This is a genomic window from Staphylococcus equorum (assembly GCF_029024965.1).
Lineage (GTDB): Bacteria > Bacillota > Bacilli > Staphylococcales > Staphylococcaceae > Staphylococcus > Staphylococcus equorum.
The window spans coordinates 1296210-1309055 of sequence record NZ_CP118982.1 but is presented as its reverse complement, the minus strand read 5'-3'; the positions used below and the strand labels follow the sequence as shown (position 1 = coordinate 1309055).

General features: G+C 32.3%; 10 protein-coding genes. 1 reads left to right on the top strand and 9 read right to left on the bottom strand.

Going from position 1 to position 12846, the window contains the following annotated elements:
• The 7 genes from prmA to lepA all read right to left on the bottom strand — a co-directional run bounded on the left by prmA (position 1) and on the right by lepA (position 8892).
• Positions 1–939, bottom strand: a complete 939-nt coding sequence (prmA, locus tag PYW44_RS06360) for a 50S ribosomal protein L11 methyltransferase (RefSeq protein ID WP_021339271.1) — start codon at positions 937–939, stop codon at positions 1–3.
• A 3-nt stretch (positions 940–942) separates the two neighbouring features.
• Complete coding sequence (dnaJ, locus tag PYW44_RS06355) at positions 943–2079, bottom strand: molecular chaperone DnaJ (RefSeq protein ID WP_002507470.1); 1137 nt, start codon at positions 2077–2079, stop codon at positions 943–945.
• A gap of 146 nt (positions 2080–2225) precedes the next feature.
• Positions 2226–4070 carry a molecular chaperone DnaK gene (gene dnaK / locus PYW44_RS06350; protein WP_021339272.1) on the bottom strand — a complete coding sequence of 615 codons (1845 nt, stop codon included), beginning with the start codon at positions 4068–4070 and terminating at the stop codon, positions 2226–2228.
• Between the two features lie 55 nt (positions 4071–4125).
• Positions 4126–4740 carry a nucleotide exchange factor GrpE gene (grpE, locus tag PYW44_RS06345; RefSeq protein ID WP_021339273.1) on the bottom strand — a complete coding sequence of 205 codons (615 nt, stop codon included), beginning with the start codon at positions 4738–4740 and terminating at the stop codon, positions 4126–4128.
• 26 nt (positions 4741–4766) lie between these two features.
• On the bottom strand, positions 4767–5747 hold the full coding sequence (gene hrcA / locus PYW44_RS06340; protein WP_021339274.1) for a heat-inducible transcriptional repressor HrcA: 981 nt from the start codon (positions 5745–5747) through the stop codon (positions 4767–4769).
• Positions 5748–5845: 98 nt separating this feature from the next.
• The gene (gene hemW, locus PYW44_RS06335) at positions 5846–6970 is read right to left on the bottom strand and encodes a radical SAM family heme chaperone HemW (RefSeq protein ID WP_021339275.1); all 1125 of its coding nucleotides are present in this window, start codon (positions 6968–6970) and stop codon (positions 5846–5848) included.
• Between the two features lie 98 nt (positions 6971–7068).
• A complete protein-coding gene (gene lepA / locus PYW44_RS06330; RefSeq protein ID WP_021339276.1) occupies positions 7069–8892 on the bottom strand; it encodes a translation elongation factor 4 in 1824 nt (607 codons plus the stop codon).
• Between the two features lie 321 nt (positions 8893–9213).
• Between lepA and rpsT the strand changes: the two genes are divergently transcribed.
• Positions 9214–9465, top strand: coding sequence for a 30S ribosomal protein S20 (gene rpsT / locus PYW44_RS06325; protein WP_002507464.1), 252 nt, complete (start codon positions 9214–9216; stop codon positions 9463–9465).
• Between the two features lie 157 nt (positions 9466–9622).
• On the opposite strand, the gene holA is transcribed toward rpsT, so the two are convergent.
• Both holA and PYW44_RS06315 read right to left on the bottom strand, forming a co-directional pair.
• Entirely contained in the window at positions 9623–10597 is a 975-nt protein-coding gene (gene holA, locus PYW44_RS06320) for a DNA polymerase III subunit delta (protein WP_002507463.1), read from the bottom strand.
• A gap of 72 nt (positions 10598–10669) precedes the next feature.
• On the bottom strand, positions 10670–12718 hold the full coding sequence (locus PYW44_RS06315) for a DNA internalization-related competence protein ComEC/Rec2 (RefSeq protein ID WP_255157177.1): 2049 nt from the start codon (positions 12716–12718) through the stop codon (positions 10670–10672).
• Between the last annotated feature and the right edge of the window lie 128 nt (positions 12719–12846).

Genomic DNA, 12846 nt, shown 5'->3' with positions numbered 1-12846 from the left:
TTATTCGCTCACTTTCTGTCCAACGATACAAACCCAACTGTTATCGTGATTAATAGAAACAATTTCAAAACCACTACGCTTCATATGATTTACAATAGATTCATGTTTTTCTTCTATAATACCAGAAGTTATAAAATAACCATCTTTATTTAAAACGTTATAAGCATCTTCGATCATTTCTTCAATAATATGAGCTAAAATATTGGCGACAACAACATCAAATTTTTCAGTTTCCTCTGTTAGTAAATTTCCAGGAACTGCTTCAATTGCCTTATCACAATGATTTTTCATAAAATTTTCTTTAGCAACTTTCACTGCCATTTCATCAACGTCTAATGCTTTAATACGTTTAACACCTAAAAGATGTGCAGCAATACTTAATATCCCTGAACCTGTACCAACATCTATAACTGAATCACTCGGCTCCACATAAGTTTCAATTGCTTTTAAACACATGCTCGTTGTAGGATGATCGCCTGTACCGAATGCCATACCTGGGTCCAATTCTATGCACAATTCACTATCATCTTCTTTTTGATATGTTTCCCAACTAGGGACTATCGTAAATTGTTTTGATGCACGAAATGGATGAAAATAATTTTTCCATTCATTTTCCCAATCTTGTTCTTGAAGCATTTGCTCTTCGTAGTTAAAACTAGAGTTATCTAGAGATTCAACTTGCGAAATTTCATTGAAAAGCGCTTTTCTAAACGTTTCAGTATATTTCAGTTCATTGAAATACGCTTTAAGCCTGACCCCTTGCTTAGGATAATCATTAGCATTAAGCGCATATAGCTCGCCATATTTATCCTCAAAGTCGTGATTTAAGTCATGAGAGTCCTCTATAACGACACCATTTGAACCAAAATCTTCCAATATATTAGTAATTATAGGCGTTGCTTCATGATTAGCGATGATTGATATCTCGGTCCAATTCATATTCTAATCTCCTTTAAAGAATCTTTTAGCTTTGTCTCTAAAATTTGATGCTTGTTCAGAAATTTCTTCACCATCAATTTCGGCAAATTCTCTTAATAATTCTTTTTGTCGATCACTCATTTTACTTGGTGTTACGACATTTATATTGATAAATAAGTCGCCATAGCCGTAGCCATGAACATTCTTAATTCCTTTTTCTTTTAGACGGAATTGTTTTCCAGTTTGCGTACCTGCTGGAATTGTTAACATCACGCTACTATTAAGCGTCGGCACTTTAACCTCGTCACCTAGTGATGCTTGAGCGATACTAATATCAAGTGAATAATAAATATCATCGCCATCTCTTTCAAATTTTTCTGAAGGTTTAACTCTAAATACAATATACAAATCACCTTGAGGGCCACCATTTTCTCCAGGAGCACCTTCACCAGCTAATCTAATTTGTTGTTCATTATCTACACCTTCAGGGATTGTGACACTGATTTTAACATTTTTATTCTCAGTACCTTTACCTTTACATGTTGGACATGGTTCTTCAAACTCTTGGCCAGAACCACTACATACTGGACAAACTTTTTCAGTTCTAACTCTACCAAGTATTGTATTTTGTTCTACAGACACATGTCCAGCACCACTACAGTATTGACAAGTTTTCTTTTTAGTTCCTGGTTTAGCACCTGCACCATCACAAGTGTGACAAGACACATCTTTACGGATCGAAATTTCTTTTTCACTACCGAAAACAGCTTCATCAAACGTAACTGTCATCGTATACTGTAAGTCATCGCCCTTTCTTGGAGCGTTAGGATCACGTTGTTGACGTCCGCCACCAAAGAATGAACTGAATATATCTTCGAAACCGCCGCCACCAAAGCCACTAAAGTCTTGGCCACCGAATCCTTGGCCGCCAAAGCCACCTTGAGGACCATCATGTCCAAATTGGTCATAATTTGCGCGTTTATTTTCATCACTTAATGTTTCATAGGCTTCAGAGATTTCTTTAAACTTCTCATCAGAACCTTCTTCTTGATTAATATCTGGGTGATACTTCTTTGATAATTTACGATAAGCCTTTTTAATTTCATCTTTAGAAGCGCCTTTGCTGACACCTAAGACTTCATAATAATCTTTTTTGGCCACTAATATCTCTCCTTTTACAGTTTTATTAAATCATTTTAAAAAAAGGAAAAAGTCAAAGCCAATGTTCAATTGACTTTGACTTAATTTGGCTAAGCAATTGTGTCATATTTTTCTATTAATAACAATTAATTAGTCAATGACTATACTTATTTTTGGTTGTCTTGGTTGTCGTCGTCTTTTACTTCTTTGAAATCAGCATCTTCAACATCACTATCTTGAGAAGCATTTGCTTCTTCACCTTGTGCTTGTTGTTGAGCTTGAGCAGCTTGTTCGTATACTTTTGTTGATAAGTCTTGAACTACTTTTTCTAATTCTTCTTTTTTAGCTTTGATATCTTCAATATCTTCGCCTTCAAGTGCTGATTTTAATGCTTCTTTTTTCTCTTCAGCATTTTGTTTGTCTTCTTCGCTGATGTTTTCACCTAAATCAGTGATCGTTTTTTCAACTTGGAATACTAAGCTGTCTGCTTCGTTTCTTGTATCACTTTCTTCGCGACGTTTTTGGTCAGCGTCAGCGTTTTCTTCAGCATCTTTAACCATACGATCGATTTCATCATCTGATAGTGAAGAGCTAGATTGGATTGTGATATTTTGCTCTTTATTTGTTCCTAAGTCCTTAGCAGTAACGTTTACAATACCATTTTTATCGATATCGAAAGTAACTTCGATTTGAGGTACGCCACGTGGAGCTGCTGGAATATCAGTTAATTGGAATCTACCAAGTGTTTTATTGTCTGATGCCATTGGACGTTCACCTTGTAACACGTGAATATCAACTGCTGGTTGGTTATCTGCTGCTGTTGAGTATACTTGTGATTTAGATGTTGGGATTGTCGTATTTCTTTCGATAAGTGTGTTCATACGTCCACCCATGATTTCAATACCTAATGATAATGGTGTAACGTCTAATAATACTACGTCTTTAACATCACCAGTGATTACGCCACCTTGGATTGCTGCACCCATAGCAACAACTTCATCAGGGTTAACGCCTTTATTAGGTTCTTTACCTACTTCTTTTTTAACAGCTTCTTGAACTGCTGGGATTCTTGTAGAACCACCAACTAAGATAACTTCATCAATGTCTGAACTTGATAAACCTGCATCGCTCATTGCTTGGCGAGTTGGTACCATTGTTCTTCTGATTAAATCATCAGCCAATTCTTCAAATTTAGCACGAGTTAAATTAATTTCTAAGTGTAATGGACCATTTTCTCCAGCTGAAATAAATGGTAGTGAAATTTGAGTTTGAGAAACGCCAGATAAATCTTTTTTAGCTTTTTCAGCAGCGTCTTTAAGACGTTGTAAAGCCATTTTATCTTTTGATAAATCTACGCCGTTTTCTTTTTTGAATTCAGAAACTAAATAGTTAATGATTACTTCATCAAAGTCATCTCCGCCTAGTTTGTTGTCACCTGCAGTAGAAAGCACTTCGAATACGCCGTCACCTAATTCAAGGATTGAAACGTCAAATGTACCGCCACCTAAGTCAAAAACTAATACTTTTTCTTCTTGTTCTGTTTTGTCTAAACCGTATGCTAAAGCTGCTGCAGTTGGTTCGTTAATAATACGTTCTACTTCTAACCCAGCGATTTTACCAGCATCTTTAGTTGCTTGACGTTCACTGTCGTTGAAATATGCAGGAACAGTAATAACTGCCTTTTCTACTTTTTCACCAAGATAATCTTCAGCTGTACCTTTAAGGTTTTGTAATACCATTGCTGAGATTTCTTGAGGTGTGTATGATTTACCTTCAACATCAACTTTGTAATTCGTACCCATGTGACGTTTAATTGATTGGATTGTATTAGGGTTTGTGATTGCTTGACGTTTAGCAACTTCACCTACTTGAGTTTCATCATTTTTAAATGCAACTACTGATGGTGTAGTTCTTGCACCTTCAGGGTTTTGAATTACTTTTGGCTCATCGCCTTCTAAAATTGAAACACATGAATTTGTTGTACCTAAGTCAATACCTATTACTTTACTCATAAATAATTTCCTCCTGTTTGTTTGTATAAATTGGTGTTTTCATCAATATTAAAACCTATTGATTTACTTTAACCATTGAAGGTCTTAATACACGTTCTTTTAGTTTATAACCTTTTTGTAGCTCTTGAGTGATTTCGCCTGATTCAAAATCAGGGTTATCATCTTGAACTACAGCTTGATGAACGTTCGGGTCAAATTGATGACCTTCAGTTTCAATTAATTCTAAACCATTTTCTTTTAATGCATTAATTAAGCTTTCATGAATCATTTCCACACCTTTTTTAAGTGATTGGAATTGTTCATTTTCGCCTTCAATTTGTAGCGCACGCTCAATGTTATCTATTGTTGGTAAAATATCATTAAGCACATCTTGCGCTTTATATGCTTTCATTGTTTGATTTTCTTTTTGGATTCTACGCTTGTAATTTTCAAACTCTGCGTATAATCTTAAATACTTTTCTTCATTTTCTTGAACATCTTGTTTTAATTGTTGAATTTCTTCATCTTTAGGATCCACATCTTCAGTAGTTTCTTGTGAATCGTCCTCCTGCAGATTATCTTGTGATGCATCTGTAGTTTCATCAGTATTTACAGCAGATGTATTTTGCTCGTTATCTGTTACATCTTCATTTGCTTCTTGATCAAATACTGATTCATTTTTTTCTGTCATTTTCCGCCCTCCAATACAATACTTAATTACCAAATCGTATTTAGTAATCGTATTACGTTCTGATAATTCATTGCTGTTGGTCCGATAACCGCAATTTGCCCTTTTAATCTATCGTCAATGTGATACTGACTTGTGACGATAGAAATACCACTCAAACTTGATTCTATTTCATGTCCAATTTTGACGTTTATTGTCGAATTAGACATATCATCAAGTAATTGTGTAATTTTATTCGATTCTATATATTGCAAAATAGGTTGAATCGATGACACGTTCGTTTCATTCAACGCATCAATTAGTTTAACCTTTCCGCCCATAAAAATGCCATTACTTTGATTATCAAAATGAATCTCGATTGTACTTAGCATATCTTTGATAAAATGCTTCTCTAATTCAGAATTAACAAAAGCATCTAACTCATTTTCAAAACGATGATGATTCCATTCATCATATTTAGCAGTAACAAAATTCGAAATTTTTGTTAGTTCGTCATTAGATAACGGAACATCGGATGCTAAATGCAGATGTTCTACATGACCGGATGTGAACACGACTACCATTATAACCAAATAGGCATTTGCTCGAATCAAATGAATGTTATTAATTATATCTTTTTTGTGATTTGGACGCATTACCAACGTTGTATATTGAGATGCAATTGAAAGTTCATTTGCAAATTCGCTCAGTGCTGAGGAAATGTCATAATGATTATCAACTAGTAAATCACTCAAACGTTGAATTTTTGTTTGCTGTTGATGAGATGTTTGTTGCAATAATTGATTCACATAATATCTGATGCCTGACTGTGATGGTGATCGCCCTGATGAAGTATGTGTCTTCTCAATCAATTCAAGGTCTTCGAGATGCTTCATCTCGTTTCGAATAGTTGCAGGACTAAAATTCAATTTGTGTCGTTCAATCAGCGTTTTTGAACCAATTGGATGACCTAAATCAACATAATCTTCAACAATTGCATTAAGTATGCTCAATTGTCTATCGCTAATCATGTTTTCACCTCATTAGCACTCTTTTGTTCCAAGTGCTAATTATAATTTATCAAATTGGTCAAAGTAAGTCAATGTTAAAGCATTCAATTTTAATTTTTTTATACATTTAATAAAAATGCTTCAAAGACAATATTTCCAATGACTTTTCCACGTTCAGTCATTGTGATATGTCCGTTTTGCTCAATTAAAAGTTCACGTTGAATTAAGTCTTCTATAGTTTGACCATAGACTTCTTCTAATGTTTTTCCAAATTTCTGTGAAAACTTGTCTTTATCCACACCTATATTCATCCGTAAGCCTAAAAACATTTCTTCTTCCATTTGCTCTGTTTCGGTAGGAAATGTTGAATCTAATAAGGGGCGTTCATTATTTTGTACTTTTTTAATGTAATGGTTTACTGGATTTACATTATTATAACGCTCTCCATTTACATAACCACTTGCGCCAGCACCAAAGCCATAATAGCCTTCATTTTTCCAATACACTTTATTGTGTTCGGATTCATGTCCAACTTTACCAAAATTAGATATTTCATATTGATGCATCTCTGATTGTTCCATTCTTTCTAGTAGATATTCGTACATTTCTTCACCAATATCTTCATTAGGAACTTTCAATTGGCCTTTTCTATACATATTATAAAATTTTGTTTTGGGTTCTAATATCAAACCGTAACTCGATATATGATCAATATCCATCGACAAAGCCTTTTCTAGACTATCTTGAAAATCTTCTAGAGTTTGGTTCGGTAAATGATACATTAAATCTAAACTAATAGATGGAATGCCAACTTGACGAGCATTAGCAACCGATTGATAAATATCTTCTGTTTTGTGTGTTCTACCGAGTATGTCTAATAATTCTGGTTTAAATGTTTGAACACCCATAGACAACCTATTAACACCATAATCTTTAAGCAATTGAACTTTTTCAATTGTTAATTCATCGGGGTTTGCTTCAAAGCTAAATTCTCCTTTTATTTCAAAAGTATCTGTAATAGCTACTAATAATTTTTTGAGTTGTTGATAATCAAGTGCTGTAGGCGTACCGCCTCCAACAAAAACTGTTTCTAATTTTCTGACTTCACTTTGCTGCATTTCAGTGATTAAACAATCTAAATACGTATCAACTGGTTGGTTTTGTATAAAGTACTTGTTGAAATCACAATACGTACAAATCCTCACGCAAAAAGGAATATGGATATAAGCACTTTTCACTTCCATATTGCGTTCACCTACTTTCATTTTTTGAAGATGTGAGAACACAACAAAAAACTGGGGCATAAATCGAATGGATTTAAGGCCCCAATGTTTAATTTATATTAATCTTCATCCATCTTAAGAACTGCTAGGAATGCATCTTGAGGAATCTCAACGTTACCTACAGATTTCATTTTAGCTTTTCCGGCTTTTTGTTTTTCTAATAATTTTTTCTTACGGCTGATATCTCCGCCGTAACATTTAGACAATACGTTTTTACCCATCGATTTAATATTTGTACGTGCAACAATCTTTTGGCCAACTGCTGCTTGAACAGGGACCTCAAATTGTTGTCTTGGAATTAGTGTTTTTAATTTTTCAACTAACATTTTGCCACGGTCATATGCGAATTCTTTATGTACTATAAAGCTTAAAGCATCTACTTTTTCGCCATTTAGCAATATGTCCATTTTTACTAAGTCACTTTCTTTGTTATCAATAAATTCATAATCAAAAGAAGCATAACCTTTAGTATTAGATTTAAGTTGGTCGAAGAAATCAAAAACCACTTCTGATAATGGAATTTCGTAAATAATATTTACGCGAATATCATCCATGTATTCCATATTTACAAATTGTCCACGTTTACTCTGACATAATTCCATTACAGCACCAACATAATCATTAGGTACCATCATAGTAGCTCTAACAAATGGTTCATAAATCGTATCAATTTTGTCTCTTTCAGGCATATTAGCTGGATTATCAACAGTAACTTCTTCGCCTGTTTTCATAATACATTGATAGATTACTGACGGTGCTGTTGCAATAAGTGCAATACCAAATTCACGTTCAATACGTTCTTGAATAATTTCCATATGAAGCATACCTAAGAAACCAGTACGATAACCAAAGCCTAATGCTTGTGATGATTCAGGTTCGAATTCTAATGAGGCATCATTTAATTGTAATTTTTCTAATGCCTCACGCAAGTCATTGTAATCTTTGTTATCTATAGGGAATAAACCACAGAATACCATCGGGTTCATTTTTTTATAACCTTGTAGTGCTTGTTCTGCAGGACGTCTGACATGCGTGATTGTATCACCAACACGTGAGTCGTCAACATTTTTAATACTAGCTATAATGTACCCTACATCACCAACAGTAAGTTCTTCTACAGCTAATTGTTTTGGCGTATTAATACCAACTTCAGTAACTTCGAAATCCTTACCTGTAGCCATCATTTTAATGCGGTCTCCAGGTTTAACCGTACCTTCCACAACTCTTATAGATGAAATAACGCCTCTATAAGGATCATACTCAGAATCAAAGATAAGTGCTTTTAACGGTGCTTCAGGATCGCCTTGTGGTGGAGGAACAACTTCAACAATTTTTTCGAGTATATCTTCTATACCAATATTAGATTTTGCACTTGCTAGCACAACCTCGTCTTTATCGATACCGATGACATCTTCTAATTCCTGCTTCACACGTTCTGGCTCTGCTGCAGGTAAATCTATCTTGTTAATTACAGGCAATAACTCCAATTCGTTATCTAGAGCTAAGTAAACGTTAGCTAATGTTTGTGCTTCAATTCCTTGCGCTGCATCAACTACTAAGATTGCTCCTTCACAAGCAGCTAATGATCTAGACACTTCGTATGTAAAATCTACGTGTCCAGGTGTGTCAATAAGATGGAATGTGTATATTTCACCATCTTTAGCTTCATACTTTAAGCGAACAGCATTTAATTTAATTGTAATACCACGTTCTTGTTCTAAATCCATGGAATCTAGCAATTGCGCGTGCATATCTCTCGATTCAACTGATTTCGTGTTTTCTAAAATCCTATCAGCTAACGTAGATTTACCATGGTCTATATGTGCGATAATAGAAAAGTTTCTAATATTTTCGCGTTTATTGAAACGGTCTTGTTTATCCATGTATTATCCTTCTCACTTTCATAATTCTAGCCCGTAAATATGTATGACATTCTTTGATATAATAACGTTTTTAGTAGGTAATTGCAAATTTACTACGATTTTTTACTATTTTCCGTAAATAATTGATATACTTGATATTGTATTCTACTTTGCATTATAGAGTGAATGTTCTTCTTTTCCAAATAGTATTGTACCATTTTCATCGATTCTATGCGCCTGCGATAAATAAATGATTGCAGAAAGGCGCTCATTTTGATAAAATATTTCTTGTTGTAATCAAATTCATTTTGATAGCGAAATCATTATTAGGAGGTGACACACATGCCAAACATCAAATCTGCAATTAAACGTGTTAATACAAACCGTACTGCTGAAGAGCGTAACATTTCACAAAAAAATGAAATGCGTACAGCAGTTAAAAGAGCACACACAGCAATTGAATCAAATGCTGACAACAAAGCTGACTTAGTAAACTTCGCTTTGAAAAAAGTAGATAAAGCTGCTCAACGCAACTTAATCCACTCAAACAAAGCTGATCGTATCAAATCTTCACTTATGACAGCTGCTAAATAATAAAAAAGTTCAAGCCATGGCTTGAACTTTTTATTTGCGTAAATAAATATACGAATAACAAAGAAGTCTGAGCCACTGTGGCTTCAGGCTTTTTTGTATTATTAAAGAATTTAAACTTGTATTAACTTTCAAATAATATTAGCTCAAACATTTAAAATTAAAGTGATAGAATAAATAATTCTAATATTAAATGTTTATCCATATAAGAAGATTTTAATTTATAGTCTGTCTCCGCACAATTATCAATAATATTCAATAAACCTTCTAATTGATAATGTCTTGCCTGATTTAATGCTAATTTCACTCTATAAGGGTGTACATTTATTGTTTTTGCAATTTGTTGTCCACTATAACCCTTTTGACTCAATATTTTACTTTGATAAAATAAACGATAATTACTCGTAATAAGTGCTAATAATTTAATAGGTTCTTCCTTCATTGCAATTAAATCTTTTACTAATCGTATTGCTTTGGCCTTATTATTTTTTTGGATGTATTCTGTCAGTAAAAACACATTCTGTTCAAGACTCCTGTTTACAATTTGTTGGACATCTTGTTTGTTTATCGTTGGTCTATCTCCTAGAAAAAGAATCAATTTTTCAATTTCTTGCTTTACTATATTGAAATTAATACCAGTTAATTCTATAAATAAATCTAAAGCATCTTGTTTTATATCTTTATAATTTCCATGCAATTCATTTTTAATCCAATTTTTAATTTCATCTTCAGACATTTGTTCAATTTTTTTTAATTGAGCATGCTTCTTCAGAGACTTCACTAATTTTTTTCGTTCATCAAGTTTAGAATGATAAACTTCGAAGACAATCATGCTCTCACCATCGTATTTTTCTATAAATTCCATGAGTTGATCTATATTATGATTTACATCTTTAGGCGCTTTTTCACCAGTAAATACATATGCATTTTGAACTAATACTGCCTTTTTATCTGAGAAAAATGGCATCGTTAAAGCTTCTTCTATAATTGGCGATAAATCGCTTTCATATAGGTTATATTTAACAAAATTGAAATCATCTTTTGGAGTATCTAAATATTTTTCAATTACTTCTGTAGATTTCTTTTCAATTAATTCAGGCACTTCTCCGTATATTGTAATTATATTATTGCTCATATGTAGCACCCTTTCATCACTATTACACATTTAATCATTATATCATGCAGTGCTTTATCTCTCTACATAAAATCATTGTTTCAGATTAGCACTAAGTTCAAAATTAGAATTTAATGTAATAGAAATTTCTCCATTTTCACTTGTTTGTAGAACTTGAGAATTAATGCTTTTTAAGCGTTCTACTATTTCTTTGTTGGGTAATTTATATCTATTATTTCGACCAACAGAAATCAGACTTATTTTCGGCTGAAGTGTATCTATAAAAGATGCGCTAGAACTTGTTTTACTACCATGGTGTCCTACTTTTAAAATATCAATATTTTCAAGGTGATACTTATTTAACAATAACTGTTCATTATTTTTTGAAGCATCACCCATAAGTAAAATCTTGAATTTATCATATTCAATTAATGTAATAATTGATTGTTCATTTAGATCATTCGATGTTGTAATTGTGGCATCTAATAATTTAATTTTCGCTTTGTTAAGTGAAAAACTTTGCATTGATTTAAAGTCCAATAATTTTATGTTATAGCTTTTGCATATATTAACTAATGATTTTAGTTCTTTCAAATGGTAACTTTTTTTATTAATTATTATATTTTTTACAGGGTATTTTTCAATCAAAAAATTAAGTTCTCCCATATGATCTATATGTGGGTGAGTAACAATTAAATAATCTATTTTTTTAATACCATGTTTTTTCAAAGTCGGTAGTATATGAAACTTTGAGATATTGTGTTGGCTTGACTCTCCTTCTTGCAATAACTTGCCACCCGTATCAATCAATAAACTCTCTTGTCTATTTGTCTCAAATAAAATAGCATCTCCCTGCCCAACATCAAGCATTGTCAATTTATAATCATTAGATAATGGCAATATCGTAACGACTATATACAATAAAACAAATGAACAAATAAATAGACTATAAAATCTATGTGCAAATAATATTAAACACCCAAATATGAGCACAAATCCTAAAGTGATATTTAAGTCATTTAACTCTGGTATATACCATTTGTATGAACTTAAATTAATAAATATTTCCAAAAGAAAATCATGTAACTTTAAAATTAAATTAAGCAAATAAGTTAAAGTCATTATTTCAAATGGAAAGTGGCTTATAATAAAAAAGAAAATTACAAGTGGAAATAGTACAATAGTGTAAAAAGGAACAAAAATAAGATTTGCTAAAAAACCAAGCCATTGAATCTGGTTAAAATAAATAGCGCTAATCATAAATGAGCCTAACTGAGCTATTATAGTAATAATTAGTAGCGATTTTATCGGTGAGGATTGAGCTATTAATGGCAATGTAAAAAGTATGAAGAATGTAATTAAAAAAGAAAATTGGAAGCCTATATTATAGGCGTAAGCAGGAGAAATAATCGTTAAGATTATAAATAAAAGTGCGAGTACATTCATTGGATTTTTTATAATTGCTTTAGGAATTATAATAATTATTAAGGCTGCTAAAATTGATCTCACAGCACTAGGAGCTAAATCAGTATAAAGAGCATATATCGGGAGAATAATAAATAATATCATCTTGATATAGGCTAACGGACACTTAAAAATATTTAATACGTATATTAAAATGCCTATGATCGCTGCAATATGAGTGCCACTTACTGCTAATAAATGATATATACCAATTTCTTTGAATTTATCTAATTCATTATTATTAATTTTTGAGGTATCTCCACTAATTAATGCAATAATTTTCTCTGGATGTTTGATCTTGGTGTGACTTAAACGTTCGAAAATATATTGTTTATGCCTATCTAAAATAGCATGATAATTCGAATTGTTTACTTTGCAACTTTCAAAATCAATTGTATTAATAAAAAGTGAAACCGGGCTATATGAGGACTGATTTAATGGTTTTAATATTGCTTTCACGTTACATGTCTTTTGATATAGCTGTATGTATTTATTACTGTTAATGTTGTTATTAACATAAAAGTAATAGTTATATTTTTTATTATTAATTTTAACTTTACCATGTAGCTTTTGATGTTCCAGAATAGGTTTAGTCACAAATTGTGCACCTACTTCGATATTTTGATTTAAGTAGGCTGCACGTGCTTTATTCTCACTTATTAAATTACTCTGAAACATCATATAACTAATGAATGGTATGATTAAAACAAATAAAATTTGGAACCACTTTAACCTTTTAAGTATCACTAAAAAAATTAAGATACCACATAAAAATATCGATAATAATTTAACATGTAGCCATAAAA

Bases quoted from the DNA above. Each gene is read 5' to 3' on its own strand.
- prmA (WP_021339271.1), bottom strand. From the start codon at position 939: ATGAATTGGACCGAGATATCAATCATCGCTAATCATGAAGCAACGCCT.
- rpsT (WP_002507464.1), top strand. From the start codon at position 9,214: ATGCCAAACATCAAATCTGCAATTAAACGTGTTAATACAAACCGTACT.
- grpE (WP_021339273.1), bottom strand. From the start codon at position 4,740: ATGACAGAAAAAAATGAATCAGTATTTGATCAAGAAGCAAATGAAGAT.
- PYW44_RS06315 (WP_255157177.1), bottom strand. From the start codon at position 12,718: ATGTTTCAGAGTAATTTAATAAGTGAGAATAAAGCACGTGCAGCCTAC.
- dnaK (WP_021339272.1), bottom strand. From the start codon at position 4,070: ATGAGTAAAGTAATAGGTATTGACTTAGGTACAACAAATTCATGTGTT.
- holA (WP_002507463.1), bottom strand. From the start codon at position 10,597: ATGAGCAATAATATAATTACAATATACGGAGAAGTGCCTGAATTAATT.
- hrcA (WP_021339274.1), bottom strand. From the start codon at position 5,747: ATGATTAGCGATAGACAATTGAGCATACTTAATGCAATTGTTGAAGAT.
- hemW (WP_021339275.1), bottom strand. From the start codon at position 6,970: ATGGAAGTGAAAAGTGCTTATATCCATATTCCTTTTTGCGTGAGGATT.
- lepA (WP_021339276.1), bottom strand. From the start codon at position 8,892: ATGGATAAACAAGACCGTTTCAATAAACGCGAAAATATTAGAAACTTT.